The sequence below is a fragment of the Streptomyces sp. NBC_01351 genome, from assembly GCF_036237315.1.
GTDB lineage: Bacteria > Actinomycetota > Actinomycetes > Streptomycetales > Streptomycetaceae > Streptomyces.
Genome location: NZ_CP108358.1, coordinates 30,906 through 47,050, shown reverse-complemented (window position 1 = coordinate 47,050; position 16,145 = coordinate 30,906). Strand labels below are relative to the sequence as shown.

At 72.3% G+C, this 16,145-nt stretch carries 14 protein-coding genes; 5 read left to right on the top strand and 9 right to left on the bottom strand.

The window, feature by feature from the left end:
• Nucleotides 1-520: 520 nt before the first annotated feature.
• The 7 genes from OG625_RS40545 to OG625_RS40515 all read right to left on the bottom strand — a co-directional run bounded on the left by OG625_RS40545 (nucleotide 521) and on the right by OG625_RS40515 (nucleotide 6,862).
• A complete protein-coding gene (locus OG625_RS40545; protein ID WP_329391697.1) occupies nucleotides 521-1,228 on the bottom strand; it encodes a 2-hydroxychromene-2-carboxylate isomerase in 708 nt (235 codons plus the stop codon).
• A gap of 27 nt (nucleotides 1,229-1,255) precedes the next feature.
• Complete coding sequence (fabG, locus tag OG625_RS40540; RefSeq protein ID WP_329391695.1) at nucleotides 1,256-2,002, bottom strand: 3-oxoacyl-[acyl-carrier-protein] reductase; 747 nt, start codon at nucleotides 2,000-2,002, stop codon at nucleotides 1,256-1,258.
• Nucleotides 2,003-2,091: 89 nt separating this feature from the next.
• Entirely contained in the window at nucleotides 2,092-3,186 is a 1,095-nt protein-coding gene (locus tag OG625_RS40535) for a beta-ketoacyl synthase N-terminal-like domain-containing protein (protein WP_329391693.1), read from the bottom strand.
• Nucleotides 3,186-4,418 (bottom strand): beta-ketoacyl-[acyl-carrier-protein] synthase family protein, encoded by a 1,233-nt coding sequence (locus tag OG625_RS40530; protein ID WP_329391690.1) that lies wholly within the window; start codon nucleotides 4,416-4,418, stop codon nucleotides 3,186-3,188. Before OG625_RS40530 ends, OG625_RS40535 begins: the two co-directional genes overlap by 1 nt.
• Before the next feature lie 34 nt (nucleotides 4,419-4,452).
• Complete coding sequence (locus OG625_RS40525) at nucleotides 4,453-4,734, bottom strand: acyl carrier protein (protein WP_329391688.1); 282 nt, start codon at nucleotides 4,732-4,734, stop codon at nucleotides 4,453-4,455.
• Nucleotides 4,735-4,861: 127 nt separating this feature from the next.
• The gene (locus OG625_RS40520) at nucleotides 4,862-5,869 is read right to left on the bottom strand and encodes a LysR family transcriptional regulator (RefSeq protein WP_329391686.1); all 1,008 of its coding nucleotides are present in this window, start codon (nucleotides 5,867-5,869) and stop codon (nucleotides 4,862-4,864) included.
• 252 nt (nucleotides 5,870-6,121) lie between these two features.
• Complete coding sequence (locus OG625_RS40515; protein ID WP_329391684.1) at nucleotides 6,122-6,862, bottom strand: AfsR/SARP family transcriptional regulator; 741 nt, start codon at nucleotides 6,860-6,862, stop codon at nucleotides 6,122-6,124.
• 361 nt (nucleotides 6,863-7,223) lie between these two features.
• On the opposite strand from OG625_RS40515, the gene OG625_RS40510 reads away from it, so the two are divergent.
• The 5 genes from OG625_RS40510 to OG625_RS40490 all read left to right on the top strand — a co-directional run bounded on the left by OG625_RS40510 (nucleotide 7,224) and on the right by OG625_RS40490 (nucleotide 14,103).
• The gene (locus tag OG625_RS40510; protein WP_329391681.1) at nucleotides 7,224-8,780 is read left to right on the top strand and encodes a tryptophan halogenase family protein; all 1,557 of its coding nucleotides are present in this window, start codon (nucleotides 7,224-7,226) and stop codon (nucleotides 8,778-8,780) included.
• Nucleotides 8,781-8,814: 34 nt separating this feature from the next.
• Entirely contained in the window at nucleotides 8,815-10,146 is a 1,332-nt protein-coding gene (locus tag OG625_RS40505) for a cation:proton antiporter (protein WP_329391679.1), read from the top strand.
• The gene (locus OG625_RS40500) at nucleotides 10,143-10,661 is read left to right on the top strand and encodes a flavin reductase family protein (protein WP_329391677.1); all 519 of its coding nucleotides are present in this window, start codon (nucleotides 10,143-10,145) and stop codon (nucleotides 10,659-10,661) included. The genes OG625_RS40505 and OG625_RS40500 overlap by 4 nt, the downstream gene beginning before the upstream one ends.
• A gap of 71 nt (nucleotides 10,662-10,732) precedes the next feature.
• Nucleotides 10,733-11,536 (top strand): ABC transporter ATP-binding protein, encoded by an 804-nt coding sequence (locus OG625_RS40495; protein ID WP_329391675.1) that lies wholly within the window; start codon nucleotides 10,733-10,735, stop codon nucleotides 11,534-11,536.
• Nucleotides 11,533-14,103 carry an FtsX-like permease family protein gene (locus OG625_RS40490; protein WP_329391673.1) on the top strand — a complete coding sequence of 857 codons (2,571 nt, stop codon included), beginning with the start codon at nucleotides 11,533-11,535 and terminating at the stop codon, nucleotides 14,101-14,103. The genes OG625_RS40495 and OG625_RS40490 overlap by 4 nt, the downstream gene beginning before the upstream one ends.
• A 114-nt stretch (nucleotides 14,104-14,217) precedes the next feature.
• Here the strand turns inward: OG625_RS40490 and OG625_RS40485 are convergent, their stop codons facing one another.
• Entirely contained in the window at nucleotides 14,218-15,132 is a 915-nt protein-coding gene (locus OG625_RS40485) for an ArsR/SmtB family transcription factor (RefSeq protein ID WP_329391670.1), read from the bottom strand.
• 43 nt (nucleotides 15,133-15,175) lie between these two features.
• Nucleotides 15,176-16,108 carry an ATP-binding cassette domain-containing protein gene (locus tag OG625_RS40480; protein WP_329392013.1) on the bottom strand — a complete coding sequence of 311 codons (933 nt, stop codon included), beginning with the start codon at nucleotides 16,106-16,108 and terminating at the stop codon, nucleotides 15,176-15,178.
• Between the last annotated feature and the right edge of the window lie 37 nt (nucleotides 16,109-16,145).

Genomic DNA, 16,145 nt, shown 5'->3' with positions numbered 1-16,145 from the left:
TCCCCTAGCGAAGGTTTCCGATGTCAGCCCTGTCACGGGCCAGATCGTCGCCGCGCGCGCTGACGGCGTTCTGAAAGCGAACTGATGGCGCGCTGAAGTCGGGTGCGGGCCTGGCCGTTTGCTTCGGCTCGGGCCGGTGTGGGGGGCGGGCCCGCCGGGGGCCGGGCCGGTGTGGGGGCGGCCAGGCCGGGGCGGGGCCGGTGTGGGGGCGGTGTGGGGGGCGGCCCGCCGGGGCCAGCCGGCAAGGGTCGGCTCCGCCGGGGTCGGCCCCGCCGGGGTCGGCCCGGCCGGGTCCGGGCGCGCGCCGGGGCGTCTCCTCGGGCGTCGAACGTGTCGGGGGGTCGGTGGGCCGAGGGTGGTTGTGTTCGACGCCCTGCGGGGACGCCCCGGCACACACCCGGCCCCGTCCAGGCCTGGGGGGATGCCCCGGTGCATGCCTGGCCTGGTTCGGGCCTGTGGGGGTGCCCGGCGCGTGCCTGGCCTGGTTCGGGCCTGTGGGGGTGCCCGCGTACGGGCCGGACTAGCCGCAGCCGCCCGCGTGAGCGTCTTCCGTGGCGCGGTCGCCCAGGCCGATCGCGGCCAGCGGCTCCGGGACGGAGGCGGCCGGCACCTGCTGGTCGCGCAGGTGGGCGATGAACTCGTCGAGCCGGTCGATGCCCCAGAACCGGCTGAAGCCGTGGACGAAGAAGGGCACTCCGAACACCCCGTCCCGGCACACGTCGAGCAGGGCACGGATGCCCTCCGCACGCACCTCCGGGTCCTCGCTCGCCCCTGCCAGCTCGCGCGGGTCGAGCCCGATCTCGAAGGCGATGTCCTCGATGGTCGCCGGGTCGCAGATGTTCTGTCCGCGGCCGAACCGGGCCCGGTACACGGCGTCGATGAAGGCGTGGCCGCGGCCCTGCCGGGCGGCGACCAGGTAGGCCAGGTGCGGGACCTCCCACACCGGCTCCCGGTCCACGGGCCAGGTCACCGTCAGGCCCCGGGCCTTGGTGAGCCGGCCGACGTCCTGGAGGACGTAACGGTTCTTCTCCCGGGACATCGCCGAGTACGGGAACCGGCCGCCCTGCTCCGTCAGCAGCCGGGAACTGGTCTCGTCCGGCTCGAAGAAGGGCACCCACTCCAGCTGTTCGGCGAGGTCCGGGTGGAAGGTGGTGATCTCGCGGTAGGCCAGCCAGGAGTACGGGCTGCGCAGCGAGAAGTAGAAGCGGGGCGTCTTGTTCTTGGGCATGGTGAACCCTTCGGGGTGTGTGTCGGTTCAGACGACGAGGCCGCCGTCGATCCCGAAGACCTGCCCGGTGATGTACGAGGCGCGGTCGGAGGCGAGGAAGGAGACCAGGTCCGCGACTTCCTCGGGGCGGCCGAACCGGCCGAGCGGGATCCGCTCCGTCATCTTCTTGACGTGCTCCTCGGAGAGCCCCGAGAGCATGTCGGTCTCGATGAATCCGGGGGCGACGGCGTTGGCGCGGATGCCGTAGCGGCCGCTCTCCTTGGCGAGGGCCTTGGTGAAACCGATGATCCCGGCCTTGGTCGCGGAGTAGTTGGTCTGGGTGGCGTTGCCGTACACGCCGGCCACCGAGGACAGGGTGATGACGGAACCGGCGCGGCGCTTCATCATGGCGAAGACCGCGGCCTTGCAGAGGTTGTAGGTGCCGTCCAGGTTGACCCGCAGGACCGCGTCCCAGTCGTCGGGCGCCAGCATCACGAGCGGGTTGTCGCGGACGATCCCCGCGCAGGACACCACCGTGTGCAGCGGCCCGAGCTCCTTCTCGCTCGCGCGGACGAAGTCCCGTACGGCGTCGTGGTCGCGGACGTCGGTGCGCGCGGTGTGGACGCGGGCCCCGGCGGCGGTGGCCTCGGCGGCCACCGTGTCGGCGGCCTCCTTGTCGGACTGGTAGCAGAAGGCGACGTCGTAGCCGTCCTGCGCGAGGCGGGCGACGACGTGGCGGCCGATGCCCCGGGAGCCCCCGGTCACCAGTGCGACGCGGCGTTCGGTTGCGGACATGTGCGTGGTTCTCCTCGGTGATGGAGTGCGGATCCGACGACCGGCCGGGGCGGGGGTGTCTCCCGGCCGGCCGTCGGAGTATGGGGAGGTCAGCCGCCGGTGAGGACCGCGCAGCCGACCAGGCCGTCCCGCTCGATACCGGTGACCAGCGCGGCCTCGCCGGGCGCCAGGCCCCGCTCGCCGGCCGCGGCGAGCACCCCGGCCAACTGCAGTGCGGCGGACGCCGCGGAGGTGTCTCCGACCAGCGGCCGGATCCGTACCCACCGCGGGTCGGCGTCCTCGCCGAGCACGTCGGCGACGGCGTCCTCCTCCTGCCGGACGAGCGGGCCGCCGGAGCCCAGGGGCGCCACCAGTCGTACGTCGGAAGGGGCCACGCCGGCCTTCTCCAGTGCGCCGCGCACACAGACGGCCAGGGCCTCCCGGGCCCCGTCCGGCTCGTGGAAGGCACGGAAGCCGGTGGCGCCGATCCGGGCCAGCGGGCCCCGTCCGGCCGCCGCCGCGTCCTCGGCGGTCTCCAGGAGGAAGACCGCGCTGCCCTCGCCGAGCGGGGTGTCGCGCTCCACCTCGTCGCGGCCGTGCCACTCCAGCCAGGAGCGCTGGGTCGAGTACTCCTCGGCCGCGCCCACCAGTACGCGGGAGCAGTGGCCCCCGCGGTGCAGCCGCAGCGCGTACCCGAGGGCGAGCAGGCCGGTCAGCGAGCCGCCGGCGACGGTGGTGTTGGGGCCCTTGATGCCGTGCCAGATGGCACTCTGCCCGGCGGCCCGGTTCATCACGGTGTTCGGGAAGCGGGCCGGGTCCACGTGGTACGGGCGCTCGCCGGCCAGTGCGTCCCGGGTGAAGTCCATGATGCTCTGCACGCTGCCGGAGCCGGTGCCGAGGACCAGGGCGGTCTGCTCGGGGCGGGCGGCCAGCTCCTCGCGGAAGCCGTCGATGAGTCCGCCGACGGCGGTGACCGCGATGGCGGTGACCCGGTCCATGGTCCGGGTCCCCTTCTTCCCGACGTACTTGGCGGCGGTGAAATCGGGGACCACCGCGCCCTCGGCGAACGGGCCGGGGAAGACCTCGCGGTCGACGGCACCGATGGTGGTGCGGCCGGCGGACATTCCGCTGCTGAAGGAGTCACGGCCGACGCCGAACGGCGAGACCGCCGACCAGCCGGAGATGACCAGGGGGGTGGGGGACATCAGGCGGCCTCCTCGTAGCGGCCGAGGATCAGCACGGCGTTGTTGCCCGCGAAGGCCAGGGCGTTGTTCTGCACGACGTCGAGCCGGGCCGGGCGGGCCTCGTTGGGCACGCAGTCCAGGCCGCACTCGGGGTCGGTCTCGCGGTGGTTGATGGTGGGAGGGATGAACCCCTCGGTGATCGCCAGCGCACAGGCGGCGGAGGCGAGCGCGCTCGCCGCGCCCATGGAGTGGCCGATCATGGACTTGATGGAGATGGTGGGCGGCGGGGTGTCGAAGACCTGGCGGATCGCGCCCGCCTCCGTCACGTCGTTGGCGTGGGTGCCGGTGCCGTGCGCGGAGATGAAGTCGATGTCCTCCGCCTTGACCCCGGCGTTGCGGTGCGCCACCTCGATGCACCGGGCCAGGCCGTCCTGGTCGGGGGCGACGGGGTGGTGGGCGTCGCAGCTGAGCCCGTAGCCGAGGACCTCGGCGTAGATCCGGGCGCCGCGTGCCAGAGCCGAATCCAGGCTCTCCATCAGCAGGATCCCGGCGCCCTCGCCGGTGAGGATGCCCTTGCGGTCCTTGTCGAAGGGCTGGCAGACCTCCGGGGCGATGGTGCCGAGCCGGTAGAAACCGGTGAAGGTCTTGCGGCAGACGGCGTCGGCGCCACCGCACAGCGCGGTCTCGACGTCGCCGTCGCGGATGGCGTCGAAGCCGCTGCCGATGGCGTAGTTGCCGGCCGCGCAGGCGGTCGGGATGGTCAGGGCCTCCACGTCCACGAGGCCGAGTTCGCGGACGATGCCGCTGGAGAGCCGGCCGGCCTGGGCCCGGCGCACGACGCCCTGGTCCAGGTGCTCCGGTCCGTGCTCCAGCTGCTGACCGACGAGCAGGTCCAGGTCCCGGGACTCGGCGTCGGTGGTGCCGACCGAGACCAGGACCTTCCGCTCCCGGAGGTCTTCCGGGGTCAGGCCGGCGTCCGCGACGGCCATCCGGGCGGCGGCGATCGAGAACTGCGTGGCCCGGCCCAGGTCCGCCGGCTCGGTCCGGTGGATCCAGTCCGCGGGCTCGAAGTCGTCGACCTCGCACCCGTTGGCGTGGGCGAAGCCCGTCGTGTCGAATGCCGTGATCGGCTTGACCCCGCTGCGACCGGACCGCAGTCCGTCCAGGAAGGCCGTGACTCCGAGGCCGATGCTGGTGACCGTGCCGAGGCCGGTGATCACCACCCGGCGCGGCGCCCGCTCATCGTCGTACACCCTGCGCTCCCGTCGTAGTCGTACGCGCCGTGGCCTAGTTGGCCGGTTCGGACTTGGCGGCTATGGCTTCCTCGACGACCGTGATGACGGTGGAGAGGTTGACCATCCGGGAGAGCTCGGCCTGGTCGATGTCGGTGCCGAAGATCCGCTCCAGCTGGGAGAGGATCTCGATGGCGCCCATGGAGTCCGCTTCGTGGTCCTCCTTGAAGCGGCTGGTGTCGCTCATCTCCGAGGGCTCGATCTCGAGGATGTCGCAGATGATCTCCTTGATGCGATCGCGGGATTCGGCGTCGAGGCGGTTCGCTGCAGTTGTCATGCCGCAGATGCTGGCCGACCGCTCTGACGGCCCTCTGACGCCGTTCTGACCCGCTGTCGGACTCCCGCTGAGCCGCTGCCGAGTCTCGGCTGACCGCGTGCTGAACTCCCGCTGAGGTCCGGCCGGCTCAGGCGACGACGGGCTGCGGCAGGTGGCGCCCGAGCTCTCTGTACTCGTCGCGGTGCTCCTGGATCCAGGACCAGTACGCCGGCAGCGAGCGGGCGTAGCCGCAGTAGTACGCGCGTACGGTGTCGACCAGGGTGTGCAGGGTCTCGCGGGAGACGGCGTTGCCGCGCCACAGCAGCACCAGCTCGACCCGCTCGGTGTCGGTCACCGGCACCAGGGCCACGCCCGGCACCGCCCCGGAGGGCGTGGTGAGCGCGGCCACGTCCATGCCCCGCACCCAGTTCATGGCCTCCTGGTGGCTGTTGACGTGGTGCAGCACCCGCCCGGGCGCGGCGCCGCCGCCCAGCACGCGCCGCTCCACGGTGCGGAACCAGTGGTCTTGCGAGGAGCGCACCCAGGCCAGCCCGGCCCGGTCGGTGAGTTCGGCGAGCTCGTCCGACCCGACGGATTCGCGGGCGGTGAGCGGATGGCCGAGCGGGACCGCCAGCCACACCGGTTCCCGCACGATCAGGGCGTGGCCCAGGGCGGGCTCGCCGCCGTCGCCGTCACCACCGCCGTCGCCGTCGGCCGGCTCGGGGACCCGGGGCACCAGCGCGGCGGCCAGCGCCCCGCGCTGTACCGCTTCCGCGGCGGCCTCCGGGGCCAGCGTCTGCGTCTGCACGGTGTTGCCCGGCAGTGCCGCCTGGAGGGCGTCGCGCAACGTCGGAGGCGTCCACTCGGCGCAGCCCAGCCGCAGCGGGCCGCCGGAGGAGGCCAGGGCCTCGGCCATCACCTCGTCAGCCCGGCGGACCAGGTCGGCCAGGCGCGGGACGAGCCGCGCACCCAGCTCGGTCGGGGTCACCCCGGATCGGGAACGTACGAAGAGGTCGCCGCCGACCGCCCTTTCGATACGGCGCAGTTGTGCGGTGAGACTCGGCTGCGGAAGGCCGAGTTCCTGGGCTCCGGCGGAAATGCTCCCGGCGGTGTTGATCGTGACGACAATGCGAGCGTGACGCAATTCGAGTTCCATGTCCTGCCCCCCGTCGGCGGTTCCCGGAAATGGGAATTCAGTCCACAGGTCCACTGCCGCCGGGGTGGGCCGTCCCCGGATTATCGGGTCCGGATATCCAGGCGGAAACGAACCCGAGGACTGAACCGGTCCATTCACCGTAGCCGCATTCCGCTTGTGGGCAAGGGGCACCTGCGAAACGTCAGCAGGACGACAGTGGCAGAACAGCGGAAGGACAGAACGGAAAGGGGAAGGGAAAGACGGGGGACGGTCTCAGCCCCGCCGCCCGGCGTAGACGAGGGCCTGACGGGGCTCCCCGAGCACGTCGTCCTGTTCGAGGATCGCCTGGTACGCCCGGTTCAGGGCGCGGCCGGGCTCCAGCCCCAGGTCTCCGGCGAGCCGGCGGCGCGCGCCGTGGAACACGTCCAACGCCTCGGCCTGTCGGCCCTCCCGGTACAGGGCCAGCATCAGCAGCTCGCTGAGCCGCTCCCGTTCGGGGTGCTCGACGGCCAGCTGGCGCAGCTCCGGCACCGAGATGCGGTGCGCCGCGACGGTCAGCATGGCCGTGATGAGGTCCTCGTAGGCGGTGATCCGGCGTTCCTCCAGGTGGGAGGCGGCCAGCCGGATCCGTACCCCGTCCACCGAGTCCATCAGGGCGGGCCCCCGCCACAGCGCGAGCGCCCGCTCCAGCGCGGTGATGGCCCGCTCCGGGTCCACGTGCACCAGCGCCGCGCCGGTCTCCGCCAGCCGCAGGAAGCGGTGCGCGTCGACGCGTTCGGGATCCAGGTCCAGCAGGTAGCCGCTGCCGACGGTGCGGATCAGCTCGGTCCCCTTCACCCCGGTCAGGGACTCCAGGTACTTGCGCAGCCGCAGCACGTTGGCCTGCAGGGCGTTGCGGGCGTTGGTCATCCGCTGGTCGGCCCAGAGCTCGTCCTCGATCTGGTCGGACGTCACCGTGGTGCGCGGAGAGAGGGCCAGGAACGTCAGGAGCGAGGTAACCCGCTTCGATGCCATGGCATAAGTGCGGTCGCCCCAGGAAAGGGATACGGAACCGAGTACGTTGATTTCCATTTGTGTAACCCCCGTTGATGTCGGCAGGCCCTCATGCTGTCCCGGGTCAACCGATCGGGGGAAATACCATCCGGGCAACAGAAAACCGGCCACATGGTATGGCCGGGTCTTCGCTCTTGCCGTGGCGGCGTCGTGGCGGCAGACTGCCGACCTTCCCTGACGCGACACTGACGGACGAAAAAAGTGTCCGAAATTCGTGCCCCGACTGTGACATTAGCCGAGCACTTAAAGGCCTGTGCCCGGCCCGCGCCCCCTTCCTAGGCTCCGGTCATCCGCGATCAGTCAGCGAATGGGAGTCATTGGGATGCTCAACAAGATCGTGATTGTGGGCGGCGGCACCGCGGGTTGGATGACGGCCTCGTACTTCAAGGCCGCGTTCGGGGACCGCATCGACGTCACGCTGGTCGAGTCCGGCCACGTCGGAGCGGTCGGTGTGGGCGAAGCGACCTTCAGCGACATCCGGCACTTCTTCGAGTTCCTCGGACTCAAGGAGAAGGACTGGATGCCGGCCTGCAACGCCACGTACAAACTCGCCGTCAAGTTCGAGAACTGGCGGGAGAAGGGCCACTACTTCTACCACCCGTTCGAGCAGATGCGGTCGGTCAACGGCTTCCCGCTCACCGACTGGTGGCTGCAGAACGGTCCGACGGACCGCTTCGACAAGGACTGCTTCGTGATGGCCTCGGTCATCGACGCCGGCCTCAGCCCGCGCCAGGCCGACGGCACGCTCATCGACTCGCCGTTCGTCGAGGGCGCGGACGAGATGGCCGGACTGACCATGTCCGAGCACCAGGGCAAGACCCAGTTCCCGTACGCCTACCAGTTCGAGGCCTCCCTGCTGGCCAAGTACCTCACGAAGTACTCGGTCGAGCGCGGCGTCAAGCACATCGTCGACCACGTCGAGCAGGTCAAGCTCGACGAACGCGGCTGGATCTCCGGCGTCGCCACCACCGACCACGGCGACATCACCGGCGACCTCTACATCGACTGCACCGGCTTCCGCGGACTGCTCCTCAACCAGGCCCTCGAAACCCCCTTCATCTCGTACAAGGACACGCTGCCCAACGACAGCGCCGTCGCCCTCCAGGTCCCCATGGACATGGAGCGCCGCGGCATCCTGCCCTGCACCACCGCCACCGCCCAGGACGCCGGCTGGATCTGGACGATCCCGCTGATGGGCCGCGTCGGCACCGGCTACGTCTACGCCAAGGACTACATATCCCCGGAGGAGGCCGAGCGCACGCTGCGCGAGTTCGTCGGCCCGGCCGCCGCGGACGTCCCGGCCAACCACATCAACATGCGCATCGGCCGCAGCGAGAACTCCTGGGTCAAGAACTGCGTCGGCATCGGCCTGTCCAGCGGCTTCGTCGAGCCCCTCGAGTCCACCGGCATCTTCTTCATCCACCACGCGATCGAGCAGCTCGCGAAGAACTTCCCCGGCGACGACTGGAACCCGGTCCAGCGCGAGCTCTACAACGACTCCATCGCCCACGTCATGGACGGGGTCCGCGAGTTCCTCGTCCTGCACTACGTCGCCGCGAAGCGCAACGACACCCAGTACTGGCGCGACGCGAAGACCCGTGCCATCCCCGAGTCCCTCGCCGCGCGCATCGAGAAGTGGAAGACGCAGCTCCCGGACTCCGAGACCGTCTACCCCTACTACCACGGCCTGCCGCCGTACTCCTACATGTGCATCCTCCTCGGCATGGGCGGCATCGACCTGAAGCCCTCCCCGGCCCTCGCCCTCGCCGACCCGAGCGTCGCGGAGCGCGAGTTCGAAGAGATCCGGGAGAAGACCCGCCGTCTCACCGAGGTCCTGCCGAAGGCCTACGACTACTTCGCCCGGATGCGCGTCGCGTGACCGTGGTCCGCCGGCCGGAAAGGGCCCTGAATCAATGGAAGTCATCGATCTCCTGACCCGCACCGCGCACGTCCTGGCGGTCCTCGTCGTGATCCTGCTGCTGGCCTGGGCGGGCCGCGTCGCGGCCCGTCTCGTACGCCAGCCCGAGGTGATCGGCGAGATCACGGCGGGCCTGCTGGCCGGCCCGGCGGCGCTGTACATGATGGGCCCGGGGGCCTTCGAGAGCGTGCTCCCCGGTCCGGTACTCGACACCCTGAAACTCATCTCCAAGGCCGCTCTCGCGCTCTTCCTCGTCGGCCTCGCCCACAAGCTCCACGCGGGGCCCGGGGCGCAGACCCGCCGCACCACCGCATGGGTGGCGATCGGTTCCCTGGTCCCGCCGCTCCTCAGCGGCGTGCTGCTGGCGGGCCTGGTCCTCGTCACCGACGACACCGCCGCCCGCGGTGACGCCCCGCTGCCCGCCTTCGTCCTCATGGTCGCCGTGGCCATGTCCATCACCGCCGTACCGGTCATGGCCCGGATCCTCACCGACCGGGGCATGAGCGAGTCCGCGGCGGGCCGGCTCGCGCTCGCCGCCGCCATCACCGTGGACGCCGTGGGCTGGCTGCTGTGCATGCTCGCCATCAGCCTGGGCGAGGGGAGCCTCGGGGGCTTCCTCCGCTCGACGCTCGCGCTCACGGTCGGCGCCGTCTGCGCGCTGGCCATCCGGTTCGCGCTGCGCACCCCCCTCGCCCGTCGGGCGTACGGGAAGACCCCGCGCACGGTCGCCGTCGTGCTGGCGGTGGCCACCCTCGCGGTGGCGATCACCATGGAGAAGATGGGCATGACCGCCATCGTCGGCGCCGCGATGGTGGGCTTCGCGATCCCCAAGGGCGCGAACGCCCCCTGGGCGCCCGCCGTGGACGGCATCGCCTGTGCGGGCCGCCTGCTGGTGCCCGCGTTCTTCGTGGTCACCGGAGTCACCGTCCTGAACGGCAGCTTCTCGCAGGCGTCCTGGGTGCTGATCCTCGCCACCGTCCTGCTCGCCTGCGCGGGCAAGGGCTTCGGCGGATACCTGGGAGCCCGGATCGGCGGCCGCCCGCCGGCCGACGCCCGCCGGGTCGCCGTCCTGATGAACACCCGCGGACTGACCGAACTGATCGTGCTCCAGGCCGGGTTCAGCGCAGGAATCCTGACCCCGCCCCTGGTCCTGGCCCTGGTCGTGATGGCCCTGGCCACCACGGCCCTGACCGGGCCGCTCCTCGGTCTCCTCGACCGCCGGGACCGCGGCGCGACGCCCGCCCTGGCCGGGCAGGCCGGTCAGGCCGGTCAGACCGACTCCGCCGAACCTCAGCTCGTCCTGGCGACGGAAGGCAGTACCCGATGACCACCCAACCCACCGCGACGACGTCCACCTTGGCGTCACCCGACTCCTTCCGCTCGCTGATGAGCGAGTTCCCCACCGGGGTCTGCGCCGTCACCACCCGAGACCTCGACGGCGAACCACGGGGGATGACCTGCTCCTCGGTGACCAGCGTCTCGCTCGACCCGCCGACCCTGCTGGTCTGCCTCCGGGCCGGGAGCCCCACCCTCCAGGCCCTCCTCGACTCCCGCTCGTTCTCCGTCAACTTCCTGCACGCGCAGGGTCAGGAGAGCGCCGAACTGTTCGCCTCGGGGAACCCGGACCGGTTCGCGCTGGTCCCCTGGGACCAGCCGCCCGGCGCGGGCGGGCCGCACCTCGTCCGCGACGCCCACACCGTCGCGGACTGCGAGGTGGTCCTGACCCAGCGCATGGGCGACCACGTCACCGTCTTCGGCGAGGCCCGCCGGATAACCCGGCAGCACGCCCGTCCGCCGCTCCTGTACGGGCAGCGGCAGTTCCGCTCCTGGTCGCAGACCTGACCCGTCCCAGACCTGACCCCTCACCCCGAGCCGGCCCTGCCCAGGGCCGGCTCCCAGCAGAAGGAAAACCCATGACAGGGACACCGGACCCGCAGGGTCGGCACGTCGTCCGCCTGGAATCCGTACGGAAGGTCTACGGCGGTGCCAAGAACGAGGTCACCGCTCTCGACAACGTGAGCATCGGCCTGGACAGGGGCACCTTCACCGCGGTGATGGGACCCTCCGGCTCCGGCAAGAGCACCTTCCTGCACTGCGCGGCGGGTCTGGACCGTCCGACCTCGGGCTCGGTCCTGCTGGACGGTGTGGACCTCGCACGTCTCAAGGAGCGCGAACTGACCAAGTTCCGGCGCGAGCGGATCGGCTTCATCTTCCAGGCCTTCAACCTGCTGCCCGCCCTGTCCGTCCTCGACAACGTCACCCTGCCCCTGCGACTTGCCGGCAAGCGGCCCCAGAAGGGCGCCGTGGCCGAGGTACTGGAGCGGGTCGGGCTCGGCGGCCGGGAGAACCGGCGCCCCGGCGAGCTCTCCGGCGGCCAGCAGCAGCGCGTCGCCATCGCCCGGGCACTGATCACCCGGCCGGCGGTCATCTTCGGTGACGAGCCGACCGGAGCCCTCGACACCTACACGGCGCGCGAGGTGCTGACCCTGCTCCGCGAATCCGTCGAACAGGCCGGCCAGACCATCGTGATGGTCACCCACGACCCGGTCGCGGCCTCGCACGCCGACCGGGTGCTGTTCCTCGCGGACGGCCGGATCGTGGACCACCTGGACCGGCCCACCGCCGACCAGGTCGCCGAGCGCATGACCCACCTCGGCGCCTGGGGCACCCGCCCGGCGGCCACGCCCGTGGCCGCGGCACACGGGACGCTGCTGTGATCAGGATCGCGCTGCGCACGCTGCGCTACCACAAGGGCGGATTCATCGCCTCGTTCATCGCGCTGTTCTTCGGCGCGACCATCGTCGTGGCCTGCGGCGGTCTGCTGGAGACGGGCATCCACAACGCGGCCCCGCCCCAGCGGCTCGCCGCGGCCCCCGTCGTCGTCACCGGGGAGCAGCGCTACCTCGGCACCTCCAGCGAACTGATCTACCCCGAGCGGGTCCGCTTCGACGCGGCGCTGACCGCGAAGATCGCGGCGGTGCCCGGGGTGGAGAGCACCGCGGCCGACGTGACGTTCCCCGGCGCCCTCGCCCCGGCCGGCAACGCCGGCCGGGCCGCGCAGATCGCCGGCCACGGCTGGTCCTCCGCCGCCCTCACCCCCTACAAGATCACCGAGGGCGCCCCGCCCGCGACCGCCGGCCAGGTCGTCCTGGACACCCGGCTCGCGCAGCAGGCGGGCCTGCGGCCCGGCGCCAAGGTCGACATCCGCTCCGGCGGTACGTCGAAGAGCTACGAGGTCTCCGGCCTGGCGGCCGGCGACGGCGAGGCCAACGGCGTCTTCCTCTCCGACGCGGCGGCCCTGGAAGCCCAGGTGGCCGCCGGGCTGTCCGGCAAGGTCGACAACATCGGCGTCTTCCCGGCCCCCGGCGCTGACGTCGGCGCGATCGCCGACGGCATCCGCAAGGCGGTCGGCGGACAGCCGGTGTCCGTCCTGACCGGTGACGAGCGCGGCCGCGCCGAGAACCCGGGCGTCATCGACGACGGCAGCGACCTGATCCCGCTCGCCGCCGCGTTCGGCGGGCTCTCCGCCATGGTCACCGTCTTCGTCGCCTCCTCCACCCTCGGCCTGTCCATCCAGCAGCGGCAGCGCGAGATGGCGCTGCTGCGCGCCATCGGCACCACACCCGGCCAGCTGCGCCGGCTGATCCTCGGCGAGACCGTGCTGCTGGCGGCCATCGCGACGGCACTCGCCTGCATCCCCGGCCCCCGCGTGGGCCGTTGGCTGCTGGGCGCCTTCGCCGACGCCGGCGTGGTGCCGGACTCGATCGTGTTCCGCGCCGGGTCCGTCCCGCTGATCGTCGGCGTGGGCACCGCCTTCGTCACCGCGGTCGGCGCCGCGTTCATCGCGGCCAACAGCGCTGCCCGCACCCGGCCCACCGAGGCGCTCGCCGAAGCCGGCCTGCAGCGCAAGTGGTTCAGCGGCTTCCGCTCGGTCCTGGGCCTGCTCTGCCTGATCGGCGGGGTCGCCCTGGCCGTCGGCACCGCCGGCATGGACGGCCCGGACGCCGGCAGCGTCGCCACCCCGGCGGCGATGGTGTGGACGACCGGCTTCGGCCTCCTCGGCCCGGTCCTGGCCCGCGCCATCACCGCGGCCCTGCGCCGCCCGGTGCGCGCGGTGTCCGGCCTCTCCGGGCACCTCGCCACCCGCAACGCCAAGGCCCGCACGGCCCGCCTCGCGGCGGCCGTGATGCCGGTGATGCTCGCCACCGGTCTGGCCGTTGGCCTGATCTACATGCAGACCACCCAGGCCGACGGCGCCGACCAGGCGTTCGACGAGAGCCTGCGGGCCGACGCCGTCGTCACCTCCGTCGCCGGCGGCATGCCGCTGGAGACGGTGGACGCGATCCGGAACCTTCCCGGCGTCGCGGCAGCCTCCGCCCAGGTCCCCAGCCTCGGCTTCATCGAGCCCGACGTACCCATCGACCCGACCGCGAACGGCGGCGACGGGGAGTCGAGCGCGCCGCAGCCCACCGAAGTGTCGCTGCAGGGCGTCACCCCCGAGGGCGTGGCCGCGACCACCTCCTTCAAGGCCGCCTCCGGCACCCTGGACGGCCTGCGCGGCGACACCGTCGCCCTGCCGGCCCGGTACGCCGGCGACCGGAAGATCGGCGACACCGTCCCGATGCGCCTGGGCGACGGCACCCGCGTCGACCTGAAGCTGGTCGCCACCGTCGACGGCAAGCGCGGCTACGAGACCGCCCTGGTCCCGGCGTCCGTCCTGGTCGGGCACACCGACGCGGGCCTGGTCCCGCAGATCATGGTGAGCGCCGCCCCGGGCACCGACCGGGCCGCCCTGGACGCATCGCTGCGCACCCTCTCCGACAAGCAGCCCGGACTGCGCGTCACCGACCGGCAGGCCCTGACGGCGGTCGCGGCGGACAACAGCGACACCCAGTCCTGGATGGCGTACCTGGTCCTCGCGGTGGTCGTCGGCTACGCGATGATCGCCCTGGTCAACACCCAGGTGCTGGCCACCACCGAGCGGCGGCGCGAGTTCATGCTCCAGCGGCTCATCGGCGCCACCCGCCGGCAGGTCATGCAGATGATGGCGATGGAGGCGGTCCTGGTCTCCGTGGCGGGCATCGTCCTCGGCCTGCTGGTGGCCCTGCTGACCCTCGTCCCGTTCAGCATGAGCGTGCTGGGCACGACCCTCCCGACCGGCTCCCCGTGGATCTTCGTCACCGTGGTCGGCGGGGCCCTGGGCCTGACCCTGGCCACCACCCTGCTGTCGGCCGGCGCCGTCCTGCGCGGCCGGCCCGGGGACCTGGCGGGCATCAAGGAGTAGGGCCGCCCGCCCGGACCTGACCGCCCTGACCCGCCCGTACGAAAGGCCGCCCCCGGCACGGAGATCCGTGCCGGGGGCGGCCTTTCGCGTTCCCGCGTGTGATGGAGCAGTACGTCAGGACGCGGGCTGGAGGGAAGCGGCCGCGGCCGCCGGCCGTGGCGGGGAGGCCGGGACCGGCTGCCCGCTCATGCCCTTGAGCAGCGCCGCACCGAGCGGGGTCAGGGTGTGCAGCACCGTGTTGCGGACCCGCCGGGTGGTGATCAGGCCGGTCCGGCGCAGTACGGCGGTGTGCTGGCTGGCGCCCGCCGCCGAGATTCCGAGCCGGTCCGCGAGCTGCGTGGTCGTGCAACTGGCCCGCAGCACGTGCAGCGCGGCCGCCCGGGTCTGCCCCACCAGGGCCCCCAGCGACTGCCCGCTGCCGTCCGGCTTGTCCCACAGGGCGGTCGCCTGGTAGCTGTCCGGCGGCGCGCCGAACGCCAGCACCACGGGCGCGGACCGGTCGAAGCGCCGCGTGACCCGCCCCGCCCGGTGCGCCAGGAACACCGACGGTGCGAGCACCAGCCCGCGCCCGTCCAGGTGGATGTCCTCGTCGGGCGCGTCGTGGATCTCCAGCACCGGCGCACGCCAGGTGATCCGCGAGTGCAGGGTCGTCAGCAGCAGCTCGGCTCCGCCGCCCATCAACACCCGGCCCCGCGCCTCGCACTCGACCTCCAGGAAGGCCAGCAGGTGCTCCCAGTACGGAGCCACCGCGGCCTGCCAGACCCGGGTGAGCTCACTGCCCGCGGCACCCTGCTCGATGATCCGCAGGAGGGCGCCGAGGCCGGCCTCGCCGTCCGTGCCGGGCCCGCCCGGCAGTCGTCCGGGCGCCGGCCGCAGCCGGTCCCCGACCTGGCTGCGCCACCGGGCGAACGGGGTGCTCACACCCCGCCCGAGCAGTCCGTAGGCGAAGGCCGACTCGACCAGCGGTCCCGCAGTGATCTTCAGGCGGGTCCGGGCGACGTCGGCAGCGGTGAAATGGATCCTTTGCACAGTGCAGCCCCCGTAGTCCGAAACGAGCTTCCGGCCGGCCCGGTCAGGCCGGAGTGCCGGTGAGAGTGACGAAGACGTCGTCGAGCGTGGGCCTGCGGAGCGCGAAGTCGCGGACGTCCACGCCCTCCTGCCGCAGTTCCCCGGCAGCCGACGCGATCGTCGCCAGGCCGTCGCCGACCGGGATGGAGACCACGCTCCGCGCCTCGTCCACGGACGGCTCCGCCGCCGTGATCCGGCGCAGCGCCCGGACCGCGTCCGGCAGCCGGCCGGGCACGGCCACGGTGACCTCCAGCCGCTCCTCGCCGACCTTGCGCTTCAGCTCGTCCGGGGTGCCCTCCGCTATCACGCGGCCGGAGTCGATGACCGCGATCCGGTCGGCGAGGAAGTCGGCCTCCTCCAGGTACTGGGTGGTCAGCAGCACGGTCACGCCGTCCTCGACCAGGTCCCGTACGACGGTCCACAGACCCATCCGGCTCACCGGGTCCAGCCCGGTGGTCGGCTCGTCGAGGAACAGCACCGACGGCGTCGCGACCAGCGAGGCCGCCAGGTCGAGGCGCCGCCGCATGCCGCCCGAGTAGGTACGGGCCTGGCGGTCACCGGCGTCGGTCAGGTCGAACCGCTCCAGCAGCTCCTGGGCCCGCACGCGCGTGGCGACCTTGCCCAAGTGCACCAACGTGCCGATGAGTTCGAGGTTCTCGCGGCCGGTGAGCATCTCGTCCACCGCCGCGTACTGGCCCGCCAGACCGATCCGGCGGCGCACCTCGGACGCCTCGCGCACGATGTCGTACCCGGCGACGGTCGCATGGCCGCCGTCCGGTTCGAGCAGCGTCGCCAGCATCCGCACGGTGGTCGTCTTCCCCGCGCCGTTCGGGCCGAGCAGGCCCAGCACCGTGCCGGCCGGAACCTCCAGGTCCACGCCGCCCAGCGCCTCTTGGTCCTCGTAGCTCTTGCGCAGTCCCTCCGCGCGAATCGCCATGTCCACGTCCACAGTCCTCCTCCGCCCGGCCCCGTGC

What these genes read in the sequence shown, in the direction of transcription:
- OG625_RS40520 (WP_329391686.1), bottom strand. Translation starts at nt 5,869, where the DNA reads ATGGAACTCGAATTGCGTCACGCTCGCATTGTCGTCACGATCAACACC.
- OG625_RS40510 (WP_329391681.1), top strand. Translation starts at nt 7,224, where the DNA reads ATGCTCAACAAGATCGTGATTGTGGGCGGCGGCACCGCGGGTTGGATG.
- OG625_RS40515 (WP_329391684.1), bottom strand. Translation starts at nt 6,862, where the DNA reads ATGGCATCGAAGCGGGTTACCTCGCTCCTGACGTTCCTGGCCCTCTCT.
- OG625_RS40505 (WP_329391679.1), top strand. Translation starts at nt 8,815, where the DNA reads ATGGAAGTCATCGATCTCCTGACCCGCACCGCGCACGTCCTGGCGGTC.
- OG625_RS40500 (WP_329391677.1), top strand. Translation starts at nt 10,143, where the DNA reads ATGACCACCCAACCCACCGCGACGACGTCCACCTTGGCGTCACCCGAC.
- OG625_RS40545 (WP_329391697.1), bottom strand. Translation starts at nt 1,228, where the DNA reads ATGCCCAAGAACAAGACGCCCCGCTTCTACTTCTCGCTGCGCAGCCCG.
- fabG (WP_329391695.1), bottom strand. Translation starts at nt 2,002, where the DNA reads ATGTCCGCAACCGAACGCCGCGTCGCACTGGTGACCGGGGGCTCCCGG.
- OG625_RS40535 (WP_329391693.1), bottom strand. Translation starts at nt 3,186, where the DNA reads ATGTCCCCCACCCCCCTGGTCATCTCCGGCTGGTCGGCGGTCTCGCCG.
- OG625_RS40480 (WP_329392013.1), bottom strand. Translation starts at nt 16,108, where the DNA reads ATGGCGATTCGCGCGGAGGGACTGCGCAAGAGCTACGAGGACCAAGAG.
- OG625_RS40525 (WP_329391688.1), bottom strand. Translation starts at nt 4,734, where the DNA reads ATGACAACTGCAGCGAACCGCCTCGACGCCGAATCCCGCGATCGCATC.
- OG625_RS40495 (WP_329391675.1), top strand. Translation starts at nt 10,733, where the DNA reads ATGACAGGGACACCGGACCCGCAGGGTCGGCACGTCGTCCGCCTGGAA.